Raw genomic sequence first — 15472 nt, 5'->3', positions numbered from 1 at the left:
CGTTCTCCACGGTGACGATCCCGGCGGGCGCGAGCCCGCTGGCGGTGGCGGTGGCGCCGAACCGCAATGTCTACGTCGGCAACACCAATTCCAACAACGTGACGGTCATCAGCAGCACCCGCCACCGCGTCCGGGGACCGCGCCGACGGGGACAGTGGCCAGGAGACCGTGCTGTTGATGATCGCGGCGCGGTCGCCGCTCCCGGTGCCGAAGAACCTCTGCGGCTGGTGGTCCACGAAGAGCATGACCGAGTTGTCGGGCGTGAGCAGATCCGCACTCGGGGCGGCCTGCACCTGGGTGATGTCAAACATGAGGGGTCCTCTCACAACGGTAGGAATCGGCGCCTTCCGCGTTCCCGCGGCTCGCCACACCCCGAAGCTACGAACGCCCCGAACCTCTCGGAGTCCTCTCCGCGCACGGAAACTGCTCCCGCAGCGCACTCCCTCCTGAGACTGGCCCGACAATTCCCCTCGGGCAGCTCAAGGAACCGTGCGGTTCCTCCCATATGGTGACGCTGACTCAATACTGAGAGCGAGGAGCAACCATCCATGGCGGTCTCGATCGGATTGCATGTCAGCCCGGAATTTTCCGCCACGCTCGAGCGGATTGACGCCCTCAGCGGAGTACTTGAGGCGGAAGCGGACGCGGCCGAGGAACTCGGCAGACTCACCGAGGACGTCGCGCGGGCGTTGCTGGATGCTGGGGTCGTGGTGGCCGCACTGCCGCAGAGCCTGGGCGGCTACGAGTTCTCCCCACGCCAATTGATGGCGACAGTCGAGCGGATCAGCTACCACGATTCCGCGGCCGGTTGGACGATGATGGCGCTGCAGTTGATGACCGGCACCACTGCGGCCTATCTCGATGCCGTTGCGGTGGCCGACTTGTTCCCGGATGTCGCGGGTGGGGACCACGCCTTGTTGGCTGGGCACGGCACCCGGCCCGGCCGGGCCGTCCCGGTGGAGGGCGGCTATCTGGTGAGCGGCAGTTGGCAGTTCGCCTCCGGCATGGCGCACGCCACCCATATCCACAGTGCGATCCAGGTCGAGGGCACCGGGGAGCTGCGGGTGCTGGCGATGCCGAAGTCGCAGGTGGAGCTCGTCGACAACTGGGATGTGCTCGGGCTACGTGCGACGCACAGTATTGATTACCGCTGCGCCGATGTGCTGGTCCCGACGACGCACACGTATCTCGCCACAACGACGGACCCCACCCACGGCGGCGCGATCTACCGCCTCGGATTGGTCAACATGTCCGCAATTGGACACACCGGTTGGGCGTTCGGTGTCGGGCGGCGCCTGCTCGATGAACTGAAGTTGGTCGCCGCGACAAAATCCGGCACACGTAACGCCGCCGTCGACACCGCACAGTTCCACGCGGAGTACGCGACCGCCGAAGCCAAGCTTCGTTCGGCACGGGCATGGGCGATGGAGGTATGGCGAGGTATCGAAGACACCCTGGATGCGGGCGAGTTGATGAGTACCGAGCAGGACACTCTGCTCAGGCTGGCGCTCAACCACGCGACGTGGACTGTGCAGGACGTGGGTCAGACGGTGCACCGATGGGCGGGGACGGCGGCGATCCGGCGCGGGCCGATCGACCGGTTTCTGCGTGATCTCGGCACAGGTACCCAGCACATCACCTCAAGTCCCACGGTCCTGCAGAACTGCGGGAAGTGGCTCAGCGGCGCGCAGCCCCAAGCGCACTGGGAATTTCTCGACTTGACGCCGTGACCACCAGGTCGGCGCGTGCGCACCGGCACGAAAGGAGCCGGCGTTCACCCGGCTCCCGGATTTCACGCTGCCTGCGGCGACGCCACCGCTTGCCAGCTGGATCAAAGCCGATGTCGTACGGCAGCCTTGGGGCCTCGAAGAACTCATGGAGATATGGGGACAGCGAGCACGACCGGATCTGGTACTCCGCCGACCCGCCCCAGCGTGGTGGCCCTACCTGGTCGAGGCCGAGCGGCACTGGCAGGACCGAGGACAGACTCGACGGCCTGCATCTCCTGCGGCCCGCTGATCGACAGGGTGGGCGGAAGACCGAATTTCCCCTATGACCGCAACGTCTCCGAAGGCGACTCCCCGAACTGTTGGCGGTAAGCGACTGAGAAGCGGCCCGGGTGCAGGAAGCCCCAGCGGGAGGCGACGGCGGTCACGGTCACGGTACCCGGGTCGGAGGCCAGGAGTTCCTTGCGTACCCGGTCCAGGCGGACCTCGCGCAGGTACGCGAGCGGTGTCGTGTCGAGGTGCCGGCGGAAGCCGTCCTGAAGGGCCCGTACGCCGACGCCGACGCATTCCGCGATCTCCGCGACCGTGAGCGGCTCGGCGGCGTGTCCCTCGATGACCTCCATGGCTCGGCGGACCGCGGGCGGTGCGACGCGCGGCTGCTCGCCGAGCAGTGCCGACGTGTAGTTGTGGGGCTGGGCCATCAACAGCTGGGTCATGAGGAGTGATTCAAGCTGTTTCGTCACGAGGGGCTGGCTTGTCATCCCACCGGACCCCTCCGCTTCCCGGCGCATGAGGTCGACGATGTTGAGCCAGGAACGGGAGCCCGGCGTGGTGAGGTTCATGCCGAGCGAGAAGAAGATCGGGCGGCGCACGGTGCGGCCGAGCAAACTGCCCAGGTGCGATTCCAGCGACGATCGGTCGAACCACACGATCAGCTGCGGATTGCCCTCACCCCAGCGCATGTCCAGCTTTCCGGTCGGAGAGGGGACAGAAGCGAGATCCGGGGAGGAAATGATCTCCTCACGGCCGCAGGTTATTTCGGCGTGACCGGCGAGCGGGATCTGGACGAGGAAAAAGCTCTCCAGATCGCCCGGTGTGATCCGGACTTCCGTTCCGTAATCGAGGTAATAGAGACCTGTCCGATCAAAGTGTGCGCCGTGCAGCCGAGCGTCGAGCGTCGCCGAGCGCCGCATGATGCGCAGCTCATGCGGACAGAAGGCGCGGCCGACCTCGTCCCGTGCCTCCCAAATGTCCGCTGTATGAAACCGCTGGTGATTTGCGAGGGGGGAATTTTCAGCGGGCATGTAAACCTCCACCGCCGAGATGCGCAATCGGTACAGCAACCCGCGTGATCCGGATAGCGGAGGTGATCTTGCCACACCAAGATTGACTCCTGACCGCCGCGGACCCGAGAGAATCCTGGGAACCAACAATGCAGGGAGTGCCGGGCCGGACTGCGCTCGTCAGAGGCGGAGTCACGCCCAGCGGACAGCCCGTCGCATGCGGGCTGCGCGCCTTACGCGCGACCGACGCGGCGAGGGCGGCCAAGGCCGTACCCCCGCGCGTCGCGGCACCCTTGCCTCTGCTGCGCCGGCTCGCCGGTTCGGCCGGGCCCCTCTAGCCGGCCGGGTTACCCGGGGCTCGTCCCCCCGGTCCTACGGGTGACCCGGCCTCCTGCGGCTGTCCGCCGGCCCCCCTCCGGCGGGCAGCCGCATCCCACCCAACCGCCGCCATCCGTTGACGCCGCCACGGGCCTAAACGCCTTCCAGAGCACGCCACTGCACGGCACCGCTCAAAACCCGCACACCCAAACCCCCGGAGAACCCCCTCATGCGCAAGATCACCATCGTGGGAGCCGGCCAGGCCGGTCTCCAGCTCGGCATCGGCCTGATCGGCCACGGTTTCGACGTCACCGTCGTGTCCAACCGCACCGGAGACCAGATCCGCGAGGGCCGGGTGATGTCCAGCCAGGCCATGTTCGGCACCGCGCTGGCCCACGAACGCAACCTCGGCCTCGACTTCTGGGGCGACGCCTGCCCGTCGATCGACGGTCTCGGCGTGAGCATCGCCGACGGGCAGGGTGGCCGGGCGCTCTCCTTCGATGCCCGCCTCGATGCCACCGCCCGTTCCATCGACCAGCGCGTCAAAATGCCACTCTGGATGGGCGAGTTCGCACGCCGCGGCGGCCGTCTGGAACTCTGCGAGGCCGGCATCGAGGACCTGGAGCGCTACGCCGCCGAGTCCGACCTGGTGATCGTCGCGGCCGGCAAGGGCGAGATCGCGGGGCTGTTCGAGCGGGACGACATGCGTTCCCCGTACGACGCTCCGCAGCGCGCGCTGGCCCTGGCGTACGTCACCGGCATGGCAGCGCTGCCCGACCGCCCCGGCGTCAGCTTCAACGTCATCCCCGGTGTGGGTGAGTACTTCACCATGCCCAGCCTCACCACCAGCGGCCCCTGCGACATCATGTTCTTCGAGGGCATCCCGGGTGGCCCGCTCGACTGCTTCGACGGGCTCACCCCCCACCAGCAGCTGGCGAAGTTCCAGGAGCTGCTGCGGACGTACGTTCCGTGGGAGGCCGAGCGCTGCACCGATGTCACGCTCACCGACTTGAACGGCACCCTCGCAGGCCGCTTCGCGCCGACCGTCCGCAAGCCCGTCGCCACACTGCCCTCCGGCGCGCAGGTGCTCGGCCTCGCCGACGTCGTCGTCCTCAACGACCCGATCACCGGCCAGGGGTCCAACAACGCCTCGAAGTGCGCGGCCTCCTACCTCGCCACCATCCTGGACCACGGCGAGCGCCCGTACGACGCCGCGTTCATGGAGCTGGCCTTCGGCCGCTTCTGGGACAACGCGCAGGCTGCCACGGCCTGGACCAACGCGATGCTCGGCGCCCCGCCGCAGCACGTCCTGGAGATCTTTGGTGCGGCGAGCGCCAACCCCCGTATCGCCGCCCGCTTCGTCAATGGCTTCGACGACCCGCGCGACTTGTTCCGCTGGTTCATGGACCCGGTCGCCGCGAAGGACTACCTGACCGAGGTCGGCGGTGCCTGAACGGCCGTCAAGAACAGATCCGCGTCAGCTGACGCTTCCTCAGCGGTAGATAAGTAACGAGAGCAGAACGGCAGGACATGAGAAGGATCGCGGTGGTCGGAGCCGGGCAGGCCGGTGCCCAACTCGCCCTGGGACTCCAGGCACACGGCTATGACGTCACCTTGGTCGCCGACCGTGACCCCGACGAGATACGCCGCGGTCCGGTCATGTCCAGCCAGTGCATGTTCGACACCGCGCTCCAGAGCGAACGCGAACTCGGCCTGCACCACTGGGGAGACCAGGCCCCGGACATCTCCGGCATCGCGTTCTCTCTCATCGGTCCGCACGGCACTCCGGACGTCTCCTGGCACGCGCCGCTGGAGGGCCCGGCCCACTCCGTCGACCAGCGGGTCAAGTGTGCCGCCTGGATCGAGCAGTTCGCGGACGGCGGCCGCGGCGAGATCGTGCTGCACGAGGCGGGTGTCAACGACCTCGAATGGTACGCCCGTACGCACGATCTCGTCGTGGTCTCCACGGGCAAGGGCGAGCTGAGCCAACTCTTCCCGCGCAACCCCGAACTCTCCCCCTACGACCGGCCGCGCCGTGCGCTGGCTCTGACGTATGTCACGGGAACGGCACCGCGGGAGGGAGCGGACGCCGTCCACTACCGCCTGGTCCCCGGCGTCGGCGAATACTTCTCCTTCCCGGCCCTCACCACCACCGGCCCCTGCGACATCATGGTCTTCGAAGGCGTCCCCGGCGGCCCGATGGACTGCTGGGACGACATCCGCACGCCTGAAGGCCACCTCACCCGCTCACTGGAGATCCTCCGCCGGTTCTTCCCCGGCGAATACGAGCACTACCAGCACTCCCGACTCACCGACAGCGGCGGCGTGCTGCGCGGCAGGGTCACTCCGACCGTCCGGCACCCCGTCGCCCGCCTGGCCTCCGGCCGGCACGTTCTCGGCATGGCCGACGCCGTCGTCCTCAACGATCCGATCACCGGCCAGGGTTCGAACAACGCGGCCCAGGCCGCGACCCACTACCTCGACAGCATCCTCCGCCACGGCACCGCCGAATTCACCCCGCAGTGGATGCAGCGCACCTTCGACAACTTCTGGCGTGGCTGGGCTCAATGGGCCGTCGGCTGGACCAACTCTCTCCTGACCGACCTGAGTCCCCACCACCGTGACCTGCTGACAGCGGCGGCCGAAATCCCCTCTGTCGCCGGCGCCCTCGCCGCCGGATTCGACGACCCGCGCACCCTCTACCGCTGGTGGTTCGAGGAGGCCGAGGCACACCGCTTCCTCGCCGAGAAGCGCGCCCAGCACGCCGCCCGCTTCGACGGCCGCGAACTTCGCCGCGCGCTGGGCCAGTACGCCACCGGCGTGACCGTGGTGACGGCCCGCGCCCCCGACGGCCGCAACGTCGGCATGACCGCGAACTCCTTCACCTCGGTCTCGTTGAACCCGCCCCTCGTCCTGTGGTGCCCCGGCAAAAACAGCCCGAGCCTCCCGGACTTCACCGACGCCTCGCACTTCGCCGTCCACATACTGGCCGCCGATCAGCACCACCTCTCCCGCCAGTTCGCCACCCCGGCCGACGACAAATTCCGCGGTACCCCCACCACCCCCGGCATCGCCGGCACCCCCCTCCTGGACGGCGCCGTCGCCCGCTTCCAATGCCGCACCGTCCAACGCCTCGACGCCGGCGACCACATCATCTTCCTCGGCGAGGTCGAACAGTACGAAGCCGACGGCGGTACCCCTCTGGTGTTCCACTCGGGCTACTACCAAGTGGCGACCAAGCATCCAGACCTGTGAACTCGCTTTGCCTCTTGGCCTGGCACCACCCGGCTCACGCAAGGACGCCGGGGCTGAGCCGCACACAGGCGGATGCCGACTGGTGAATCCCCTCCACGTCACACTTCAGGTTCGAGAGCCACACCAGACCCCTCGTACGCGACACGCCAGCCCGCATGGAGCCGAGTGGCACAGCCCGAAGAGATCTGCTGCAGAAACTGACGGAGCGGGGGAATGTCAGGCACACGCGCTGGAGCGGCTAGTTTGTGTGCAGGGCTGGTACGCAGGCCCGTGGTGGCAGAGGTGCACGGGGGACGGGAGGTCGGGAAGAGTGTCGCTGCGCGAAGGTGATCCAGCCGAGATCGGTGGTTATCCACTTGAGGCCCGGCTCGGCTCGGGTGGCATGGGCACGGTCTTTCTGGCCCGGACGAGTTCGGGGCGTCCTGTCGCGATCAAACTGATCCACCCGCAGTTCGCGGCGGACGACGAGTTCCGCATCCGCTTCCGGCGGGAGGTGGCGGCGGCGAGGCGGGTGAGCGGCGCGTTCACCGCCGCCGTGGTCGACGCTGCCCCTGAGGCCGAGCAGCCGTGGATGGCGACGACCTATATCCAGGGGCCCACGCTCTCCCGGCGCATCGCCACGAAGGGCCCGCTGGACGGAGCGGAGCTGAGGAGGCTCGCCATCGGGCTGGCGGAGGCGCTGCGGGACATCCACCGAGTGGGGGTCGTCCACCGTGACCTGAAGCCCTCGAACGTCGTGCTCTCGCCAGAGGGCCCACGCGTCATCGACTTCGGCATTTCGCGCGCCGTGGACCAGCAGACGCTGACGATCACAGGGCGGGTCATCGGTACGCCGCCCTTCATGTCGCCGGAGCAGTTGCAGGCGCCGCGCGATGTGGGGCCGCAGTCCGATGTCTTCTCGCTGGGGACGCTGGTCGCGTACGCAGCGACGGGCCACGGGCCCTTCGACGCGGACAGCCCATACATAGTTGCGTATCAGGTGGTGCACGGGGAGCCGTCGCTGGAAGATGTGCCGGTGGCCTTGCGCACGGTCGTCGAGTCATGCCTGGCCAAGGATCCCAACGGGCGCCCCTCGACGGACGAACTCCTCGTGCTGCTACGGGACCTGCCGGCCGACCTCGGCCAGACCGACGCGTGGGGAGTTGACGCGGGCCGCACCCGCGACATGATCACCCAGCGCCACTTCGCGACGCCGGCCACCCCGGCGCCGGCAACCCCGACCACCACCCCGGCCGGTCCCGACACGGGGAGCGCCGACACTCCCCTCGGCCGCCGACCGCGTCGCCGATGGCGTCCCGTGCTCGCGGCTGCGGTCGCGGTCACGGTGGCAGCGATCGGTGGAGGAGTCGCCGTACTGACGGCGGGCGGCTTCAGGGGGAACAGCGGCGGCGACAAGGGCAACGGCCTTGCGCTGGAGGGTGCCGCGCTTCCGGAGGGCTTCGAGCCGTGGCACAGGACCGTGCCCGGTGGTCGCCCGGACATCCCCGACGAGCTGCGTTGCGTCGCGCGCGGCGATGCGCTGTTCTGCGGGGGCGGCGGTGTTGTCGCGACCCGTATCAGGGCCAGGGACGGCTCGCGGGTGTGGACAGCGAAGAGCCCCGGCGTCCCCGTCAGCGGCATGCACTTGGTGGGCGCCACCGACGACACGGTGCTCGGTTACCGCTTCGCCGCCCGGGACGCCCCGCAGGGCCCTCGCAGCGAGGTGGTGGCCATCGACGCGAACAACGGACGGGAGCTGTGGTCCGTGCCGTCCGGCGCCCAGTCGACGGCCGTCACCGGTCGGACGCAGGACGCCATTGTGGTCGGCTCCGATGTCGTGACGGTCGACGCCTCCAACTCCCGCTTCGAGGCCCGCGACGCGCACAGCGGTCAGGTCACATGGACGTCGCCATTCCCAGCGGGTACGCAGTGCGCTCCCGTCCCGGTAGGCCCACAGCTCGTCGCGATGTGCGCGAAGGATGTGGAGGTGGATGCCTTTGCGGTGCGCCACCCCACCCTGTACCCGGTCGACCGCGCCTCGGGGACGCTGGGCAGGCCCATCGCGGTCAACGGCCCCGCCGTGCCGATGGGCATCGCCAACGGCAGGCTCGTACTCCTGCAAGTACGCCTGGGGGGAACGGAGCTGGACCGCTACAACGGGGTGGCACGGGTCGACACGGCCTCGCAGAAGGTCACGTACTCCCGACTGGCCAAGACCTACACGGGGACGCCCGGCATGGCGGGCAGCACCCTCTACGTGAGCGGGCAGACCGGTCTCGTCACCGCACTCGACCCCGCGACCGGCCGGAAGAGGTGGTCGCGGCAGACTGGCGTGGAGGGCGCGTCGGGTCCCGTTGCGGGAGCCGGCGCACTGTATTTCAGCTCGGCCACCGGCCGGGTGGTCGCACTGTCGCCGGACGATGGCAAACCCCTGTGGACAACAGATCCGCAGGCCGATGGGTTGACGGGCGGGGTGGACGCAAGCCCGCGTGTGACTCTTGCGGGGCGTGCGGTGATCGTGGCCGCGGCCAAGAACACTCTCTTCGCCTTCGACGCGCAGAAGCCGCCGAAGTCGGGCTGACCTGGGTGGCCGGAGTCCCACGCCTCGGCCAACGGCACGACGTGGTCCATGTCGAGCCGCGGGCATGGGTGAGGGTCTTGCCATCGTCGGCCGAGCGCCACGTCCCGCCGGTCAGGCGGCCGCCCGAGCCGGCCCTGCCGCGGTGACGCCCTGACCTCACGAGGAAGTCAGCCGGCCATGCCCCGGGTTCGGGGCACGGCCGACGGCCGGCTGTTGCCCGGCTTCGTAGTTGACCGGCACGTACGCCGGATACGCCAACGTCGGATCACCAGACGGGCCGTCCCGTCTGTTGGTCCGCGAGTTCGACGTCGGACTTACGTGTCTGACCGCTCAGGGAGCGTGCGGAAACGGCGTCAGCCGTGCCCGCCCGCGCCCGCGCCAACGCGTCCGCATCGCCCTGGAACGCCCAGGACATCTTCGGCTCCATCACGTATCGGAACACCCGCCGTACCGGCCGCGTGCACAGCAGCGTGATCAGAGTGGCGGCCAGCACGGTCACCACGACCTCGCCGACCGGCGTGCGCACCCAGGGGAGAGTGTCGTACCAACCGGACCAGCGTGCCATCTTGATCGCGAAGCCGTGCAGCAGATAGCCGTACAGCGTGCCCGCGCCCAGCTTCGTGAACCAGGTCTTCCGTCGCGGCACCAGGGCCAGGAAGCACACGGTGAGCACCAAGGCGCAGCCGAACAGCGCGAGTTCCATGACCGGGGAGAACCACTCCGGCATGCCCAGGTCCTGTACGGCGTTGTTCTGCCGGAGCCATGCGGGGTCCATGCGCGGCGCCGCCCAGTACGCGAAGACAACGGCGCCCAGCACCACCGGCGCTGCCGCGACGCGGATCGCGCGCTGCCGCAGCAGGTCGAAGTGGGCCGGCTTCAGGTGCAGTCCGAGGACGAAGAACGGCAGGAACTGCAGTACCCGCCGCATGGCGAAGTCGTTGCCGACCTGAGGTGAGGCCGCCGTGAGCACGGCGATCGTCAGCGCCAGGGGGACGGGCCAACGCACGAGCTCCCAGATAGGGGTGGTCAACCGCCAGATGAAGAGAGCTGCCAGGAACCAGTCCAGGTAGTACGGGCTGGTGAGGCTGATCGGCTCGTTGGGGGTGTCGTGAACCCAGCGCTGGAAGTAGGCGTAGAGGACCTCGAACACCACATACGGCACGGCGACACTGGTGACGAGCCGCTTGATCTTGGCCGGGCTGAGGTCGAACCCGCGGGAGAAATAGCCGGAGATGAGGACGAACGCCGGTATGTGGAAGGTGTAGACGGTCATGTACAGCGCCATCGCCGCCCGGCCGCCGTGGGTGAGCGGCTCCCACGTATGCCCCATGGCGACGAGGACGACCGCCAGGTACTTCGCGTTGTCGAAGAACGGATCTCTCCCACCGGACTTGGGCTCGATGGGTGGGGCGGGATCCTGCCGCCCCTCGGGCGCCGGGTCCACAGTACGTTCGAGGGGTATGGCCGCGCGGAACATTTGAGGCACCCTAGCCGCACAGCTGTAATGGGCAAAACCGTCCACACGACTGATCCGTCGTCCGTCCGTCGATTCGACACAAGGACAGGACAATTCACGCGTTTCGCCTGTTTGATGCCTCATCACCTGCCTCAATGGAGGCGTGTACGCGGCGAACTGGGCAGGCCGTTGTCGCGCTACGGCGGAAGAGCCGCTCCGGGCATCGGATCCCGCCCGAGCGACGGTGCCGCCGCGAGATCCCCACCAGCCACCCACTGGCCCCCTCCGCCGTGATCGGCATGGGCCTGAGACCGCGGATCCACCCGCCGGCCAGCCCTCGCACGCGCCCGGCTTCCCGCCTGGACGGCTGCCTCGCCGGGACAGTACAACCAGCTTGCCGGACTGCCGCGAGCTCAGCCCAGCGAACGGGGCTGTCCAGGACGGCTCCGACGCCGTGACAAGGCCAGGCATGACAGATCATGACACCAAGATCAGTCATTACGGGACAGCCCTTGGTGCCGCCTCAAAGAACGTCCAACAGACACCCAACTCGCCGGGTGGCGCTGGAAAGGCCAGCGTCACCCGGCAGACTTGACTTACCGAGTGGCCACGGAGATGGTCCCGATCCCGCCAGCCCGTTTGTTCGCCGCGTCGGCTTCCTGATAAGTGACGTAATCGCGGACCGTACCATCCGGGAGGTGGAGTCGGTAGATAGCTGTCTGCGGTGTTGTCCCGCCGCAATTGCATGCCATGATCGCGATCCCTTCCGTAGCTTCGTCGACGTGTTGGTTCGCTGGTACTGCATGGTCCTGTCGTTCCGGGAGGGCGTTCCGGTGAGTGGCCCAAGCTCCGCGCTTGCTCGTGCTCACCGCTCTGTCTGTCAGCGTTCAATCAAGCCAGCGTGAAGCGACTCCTGCGGCATAGGAGAGACACAAGGCGGTCGTCGTGAGGTGGAACCATGAAGAGTCTTCCCACCGTTGAGCGAAAGCGGCTACCGAGGCTCCGACCCAAGTGCTGGTGCACCAGCAGCAGTTGATCAGGTAGGTGACCTTGGATTCGTCACCGAAGCGGTCCGCCATCCATATCCTGAAGCCGGCCGCGAGTTTGTCCTTGGTGATGAAACGAGTAATGCGGCAGGTGGCACCCAGGGAAAGCAGAAATCCTGCGAGGTTCACGGTCCTCCTGTCCTTTCGGCGCGGCCGATCCCGACGTACGCGCGAGCCGTCCTGCCAAGGCGTCTCGCCCCCTGCATGGGTCCGTGTCCGTCAGGTTCGGGGGTCTGAAATTAGCGCCGTCATAAACATCTGGGTTGGGGGTGTGCCGCTCCTTCCGGCCCGGGGCCAGGGCCGGAGGGAATGGCGGGGGCAGCGCGGGCAGGTTCAACGAGCCCTGGGAGGGACTGGTCCTCGCCTGCCTTGGCTCAGGACTAGTGGGGCCACCCGTGGTTCCGCCGTGACACCACACGGAACCCGACCTCAAGGCTCCCTCTTCCCGAAAAGGGCACACCCCCGGCGCACGCACGCACGCTCGCATGCCACAGGCTGCCCGCCTCCGGAGAGGGATGGGCAGCCCGCCGGTTTCACCTCCAGTAACCCACCGGAGTGACAATGCCTGCAACGGGCTTGACGGCAATTCATCCATATGGCCGAGCAGGGCAGCGCATCGCGACCTTCCGCCCCCACCTGGGCCGAGGGCGCTGTCCAACACAATGAGGCCGTGTCGCCCCCGTATTCGGGGGGCAGCACCAGCACCGCGACCATCCGCAACATCCGCACCGGCCACCGACGAACCGGCCCCGCCCCACCGCTCCCGGTCATCGGGTGTCGGCCCCGGATGCGAGGGCCCGCTCGTACGCGGCGAAGCCGTCCTCGACGCCCAGGAAGACCTCACCGAACGTCAGGTAGCCCTCGGCGATGACCGGGGTGTCCCGCAGCGCCTCGATGAGGAAGTAGTACGCGCCCAGGTCCTCCGTCTCCAGCACGGCGAAGTCCGAGATGCGGCCGTGGAACGCCTCGGCGTCGAAGAACCGGGCCGTGACCCGGTCGGCATAGGCGGCGAAGACCGGCTCCAGGTGGGCGGCGCGCATCGCGTTGCGCTGCTCGCGCGACAGCGCCAGCCAGCGCGGCGTGACCGTGTACGTGAGCACGATGCCGTAGGTCATCAGGATCCCCCAAGAGATTTGCTAACACCGTTAACTTTCAGGGGTGAGCTAAAGTTATAGGCGTTAACTTTGTCAAGTGGAAGGTGGGTGCACGGCCGTGCCGAGCGCGTCGGAAACCGCTGCCGGGGGGCGTCGTCACCGCGTCCGCGAAGAGGCGCTGGCCGAGATCCTCCGTACCGGCCGCAGGCTGCTCGTGGACGAGGGACCGTCCGCCGTCACGCTGCGCGCGATCGCCCGGGAGATGGGCATGACCGCGCCCGGCCTCTACCGCTACTACGCCAGCCACCGCGACCTGATCCAGGCGCTGACCTCACACCTTTACGACGAACTGGCCGCGGCCCTGGCCGAGGCACGCGAACGCCGTCCCGCTGAGGAGCCAGGGCGGCAGCTGCGGGAGGTATGCCGGGAACTGCGCCGCTGGGCACTGGCCCACCCCCGCGAGTTCGGGCTGCTGTTCGCCAAACCGGTCACCGACGCCGACACCGCGCCCGGTTCGGCCGCGCACGACCCCAGCTGGCGCTTCGGCACCGTCCTGCTGGACCTGATGGTCCAGCTGTGGCACCACGGCAGCATCGAGCCGCCCAACGACCTGGACCCGTCATGGATCGTCCAACTGGAGGAGGTGCGCGAACACCTGGCCGGTGAACCCGTGCCGCTGGAGATCCTCTACGTCTTCGTCTCCTGCTGGGCCCGCCTGTACGGAGCCGTGGCCGTAGAGGTCTTCGGCCACCTCGACTTCGCCCTCACCGACCCCGAGCCGCTCTTCGAGCACACCCTCCACGACATCCTGACCGCCTTGGGCGCATCCGACAGATAGTCAGCCCTGGAAGGTCCCCGCGGCCCGGAGAGCGGTGAGCGGCACCGGCTCCTCGAAAGGCCGCGGTTCTTCGAGGGTGGCCCACCGGCCTGGGTCGCGCCACTCATGTACGCGTCGAACTCCGGTCGAGTGATGCCACCCTCTTGCCCACCGTCATACGGCGCGAGCTCGCGCGGGGGCTGCAATACCACCACCTGCGCTTCCCGCGGCTGCGCGAGACCTCGCCGTGCAGCAGGTCCCGCCCTTCGGCACCTGATCGCGTGCCGCGCGGGCGTCAGGCGGAGGCTGGGATACCCAGCTCGCCGAGGAGGCCGCGGACCCGCTGTTCGATGGCGTCACGGATCGGCCGTACGGCCTCGACGCCCTGGCCGGCCGGGTCGTCGAGCTGCCAGTCCAGGTAGCGCTTGCCGGGGAAGACGGGGCAGACGTCGCCGCAACCCATGGTGATGACCACGTCCGAGGACTGCACCGACTCCGCGGTCAGGAGCTTCGGGGTCTGGGCGGAGATGTCGATGCCGACCTCCTTCATCGCCTCTACGACCGCCGGGTTGACGGAGTCGGCGGGTGCGGAGCCCGCCGAGCGGACCTCGACCCGGTCGCCGGCGAGGTGCGTGAGGAAGGCGGCGCCCATCTGGGAGCGGCCGGCGTTGTGGACGCAGACGAACAGCACGGAAGGGCGCTCAGCGGAAGGGCTCATGGTGGGTGCCTTTCTCGGGGCGGGTGGGATCACGGGGCGGCGGGTTCGGGTGCGCTGTGCCGGAGGTCGACCGCGCGGCGGGCCTGGGCGGTGTTCGGCCCGTAGACCGCGGTGACGACGGCCAGTCCGAGCGCCGCGCCGAGCAGCTGGGCAGCGATGAACGGGGCGACCGAGGCGGGCGCGATCCCGGCGAACGTGTCGGTGAAGGTACGGCCGATCGTCACCGCCGGGTTCGCGAACGAGGTGGAGGAGGTGAACCAGTAGGCGGCCCCGATGTAGGAGGCCACCGCAGCCGGGGCAAGTGAGGCGCGGCCGATCCGGTCGAGGCCGAAGATCAGCAGGATCAGTCCGGCCGTGGCGACGACCTCGCCCAGCCACAGGTGGCCGGCGAACCGGTCGTGGGTGGAGAACTTCACCAGCGGCCTGGCGAACATCGCGTCGGCCAGGATCGCCCCGCCCACCGCACCCGCGATCTGGGCGGGCAGGTAGGCGGCGACGTCGCGCAGGGTGAGGCCGTCGGGATCACGGCGACTGGTGAACCAGGCGGCGAGGGTGACGGCGGGGTTGAAGTGGGCGCCGGAGACCGGCCCGAGCAGAGCGATCAGGACGCCGAGGCCGAAGACGGTGGCCAGGGAGTTGGCGAGCAGTTGGACGCCGACGTCATGCGACAGCTCGGTGGCCTGGATTCCGGAACCGACGACCACGGCCACGAGCAGCCCGGTGCCGATCGCCTCGGCTGCGGCGCGGCGGCCGCGGGAGGCGTTCACGCGGTGGCTCCGGCGGGCTGCTGGGTGGTCAGGAACGCGGCGAGCTTGCCCAGGACGCCGGGCAGCACCCAGTAGTAGACCCAGGTGCCGCGGCGCTCACAGTCGATGAGGCCGGCCTGGCGCAGCAGCTTGAGGTGGTGGGAGATCGTCGGCTGGGACAGCTCGAAGGCCGGGGTCAGCTCGCACACGCAGACCTCGCCGCCCTCACCCCGTGAGGCGATCATCGACATCAGGCGCAGCCGGACCGGGTCGCCCAGGGCCTTGAAGACCTTCGCGAGGTCGGCTGCCTGGTCCTCGTCCAGCGGTGCGGCGGACAGGCCCGGGCAGCAGGCGGCGTCCTGGCCGATCACCTCAAGCTTTTGTTTCGACATCCCTCTATGTTGACGTTTTTCGATTCAAGGCGCAAGGTTGCATCAATGAACGTCAATACA

General features: G+C 68.5%; 13 protein-coding genes and 3 pseudogenes. 6 read left to right on the top strand and 10 right to left on the bottom strand.

All coding sequences use genetic code 11. The features are described 5' to 3' along the window. Positions 1-128: 128 nt before the first annotated feature. Positions 129-311 (bottom strand): annotated as a pseudogene (locus tag IG62_RS49095) (hydrolase); the annotation flags it as partial. 237 nt (positions 312-548) lie between these two features. On the opposite strand from IG62_RS49095, the gene IG62_RS0127225 reads away from it, so the two are divergent. Continuing rightward, entirely contained in the window at positions 549-1730 is a 1182-nt protein-coding gene (locus IG62_RS0127225) for an acyl-CoA dehydrogenase (protein ID WP_030808678.1), read from the top strand. A 320-nt stretch (positions 1731-2050) separates the two neighbouring features. On the opposite strand, the gene IG62_RS0127220 is transcribed toward IG62_RS0127225, so the two are convergent. Then, the gene (locus IG62_RS0127220; RefSeq protein WP_030808675.1) at positions 2051-3031 is read right to left on the bottom strand and encodes an AraC family transcriptional regulator; all 981 of its coding nucleotides are present in this window, start codon (positions 3029-3031) and stop codon (positions 2051-2053) included. A gap of 526 nt (positions 3032-3557) precedes the next feature. On the opposite strand from IG62_RS0127220, the gene IG62_RS0127215 reads away from it, so the two are divergent. From IG62_RS0127215 to IG62_RS0127205, 4 genes and pseudogenes are all read left to right on the top strand, one after another. After that, the gene (locus IG62_RS0127215) at positions 3558-4781 is read left to right on the top strand and encodes a styrene monooxygenase/indole monooxygenase family protein (protein ID WP_030808672.1); all 1224 of its coding nucleotides are present in this window, start codon (positions 3558-3560) and stop codon (positions 4779-4781) included. A 77-nt stretch (positions 4782-4858) separates the two neighbouring features. Continuing rightward, positions 4859-6073: pseudogene (locus IG62_RS0127210) on the top strand (styrene monooxygenase/indole monooxygenase family protein); the annotation flags it as partial. A gap of 54 nt (positions 6074-6127) precedes the next feature. Further along, positions 6128-6583, top strand: coding sequence for a flavin reductase family protein (locus tag IG62_RS50285; protein WP_420711115.1), 456 nt, complete (start codon positions 6128-6130; stop codon positions 6581-6583). Positions 6584-6893: 310 nt separating this feature from the next. Next, a complete protein-coding gene (locus tag IG62_RS0127205; RefSeq protein WP_030808666.1) occupies positions 6894-9143 on the top strand; it encodes a serine/threonine-protein kinase in 2250 nt (749 codons plus the stop codon). A 265-nt stretch (positions 9144-9408) separates the two neighbouring features. On the opposite strand, the gene IG62_RS0127200 is transcribed toward IG62_RS0127205, so the two are convergent. The 5 genes and pseudogenes from IG62_RS0127200 to IG62_RS0127195 all read right to left on the bottom strand — a co-directional run bounded on the left by IG62_RS0127200 (position 9409) and on the right by IG62_RS0127195 (position 12760). Then, complete coding sequence (locus IG62_RS0127200; protein WP_063755400.1) at positions 9409-10620, bottom strand: acyltransferase family protein; 1212 nt, start codon at positions 10618-10620, stop codon at positions 9409-9411. Positions 10621-10971: 351 nt separating this feature from the next. Then, positions 10972-11070, bottom strand: a pseudogene (locus IG62_RS49090) (IS5/IS1182 family transposase); the annotation flags it as partial. Between the two features lie 125 nt (positions 11071-11195). Then, positions 11196-11351 carry a DUF7196 family protein gene (locus IG62_RS50280; RefSeq protein WP_420711114.1) on the bottom strand — a complete coding sequence of 52 codons (156 nt, stop codon included), beginning with the start codon at positions 11349-11351 and terminating at the stop codon, positions 11196-11198. 135 nt (positions 11352-11486) lie between these two features. Beyond that, positions 11487-11774, bottom strand: coding sequence for a hypothetical protein (locus IG62_RS45255; RefSeq protein WP_078872267.1), 288 nt, complete (start codon positions 11772-11774; stop codon positions 11487-11489). Between the two features lie 638 nt (positions 11775-12412). Beyond that, positions 12413-12760, bottom strand: coding sequence for a darcynin family protein (locus IG62_RS0127195; RefSeq protein ID WP_051798659.1), 348 nt, complete (start codon positions 12758-12760; stop codon positions 12413-12415). A 97-nt stretch (positions 12761-12857) separates the two neighbouring features. On the opposite strand from IG62_RS0127195, the gene IG62_RS0127190 reads away from it, so the two are divergent. After that, positions 12858-13577: a TetR/AcrR family transcriptional regulator gene (locus tag IG62_RS0127190; protein ID WP_030808657.1), complete on the top strand. Its 720-nt coding sequence runs from the start codon at positions 12858-12860 to the stop codon at positions 13575-13577. Between the two features lie 274 nt (positions 13578-13851). On the opposite strand, the gene IG62_RS0127185 is transcribed toward IG62_RS0127190, so the two are convergent. The 3 genes from IG62_RS0127185 to IG62_RS0127175 are packed head-to-tail and all read right to left on the bottom strand — an operon-like array spanning position 13852 to position 15412. Then, entirely contained in the window at positions 13852-14274 is a 423-nt protein-coding gene (locus tag IG62_RS0127185) for an arsenate reductase ArsC (protein ID WP_030808654.1), read from the bottom strand. A gap of 29 nt (positions 14275-14303) precedes the next feature. Continuing rightward, on the bottom strand, positions 14304-15041 hold the full coding sequence (locus IG62_RS0127180) for an aquaporin (RefSeq protein WP_030808652.1): 738 nt from the start codon (positions 15039-15041) through the stop codon (positions 14304-14306). Further along, the gene (locus IG62_RS0127175; protein ID WP_030808649.1) at positions 15038-15412 is read right to left on the bottom strand and encodes an ArsR/SmtB family transcription factor; all 375 of its coding nucleotides are present in this window, start codon (positions 15410-15412) and stop codon (positions 15038-15040) included. Before IG62_RS0127175 ends, IG62_RS0127180 begins: the two co-directional genes overlap by 4 nt. Between the last annotated feature and the right edge of the window lie 60 nt (positions 15413-15472).

The sequence above is a fragment of the Streptomyces sp. NRRL S-337 genome, from assembly GCF_000720175.1.
Classification (GTDB): domain Bacteria; phylum Actinomycetota; class Actinomycetes; order Streptomycetales; family Streptomycetaceae; genus Streptomyces; species Streptomyces siderophoricus.
This window is presented reverse-complemented; position numbering and strand designations above follow the sequence as displayed.

Excerpts from the sequence above, each read along its gene's own strand:
- IG62_RS0127225 (WP_030808678.1), top strand. The coding sequence starts at position 549 with ATGGCGGTCTCGATCGGATTGCATGTCAGCCCGGAATTTTCCGCCACG.
- IG62_RS0127185 (WP_030808654.1), bottom strand. The coding sequence starts at position 14,274 with ATGAGCCCTTCCGCTGAGCGCCCTTCCGTGCTGTTCGTCTGCGTCCAC.
- IG62_RS0127220 (WP_030808675.1), bottom strand. The coding sequence starts at position 3,031 with ATGCCCGCTGAAAATTCCCCCCTCGCAAATCACCAGCGGTTTCATACA.
- IG62_RS50280 (WP_420711114.1), bottom strand. The coding sequence starts at position 11,351 with ATGGCATGCAATTGCGGCGGGACAACACCGCAGACAGCTATCTACCGA.
- IG62_RS0127200 (WP_063755400.1), bottom strand. The coding sequence starts at position 10,620 with ATGTTCCGCGCGGCCATACCCCTCGAACGTACTGTGGACCCGGCGCCC.
- IG62_RS0127215 (WP_030808672.1), top strand. The coding sequence starts at position 3,558 with ATGCGCAAGATCACCATCGTGGGAGCCGGCCAGGCCGGTCTCCAGCTC.
- IG62_RS0127195 (WP_051798659.1), bottom strand. The coding sequence starts at position 12,760 with ATGACCTACGGCATCGTGCTCACGTACACGGTCACGCCGCGCTGGCTG.
- IG62_RS0127175 (WP_030808649.1), bottom strand. The coding sequence starts at position 15,412 with ATGTCGAAACAAAAGCTTGAGGTGATCGGCCAGGACGCCGCCTGCTGC.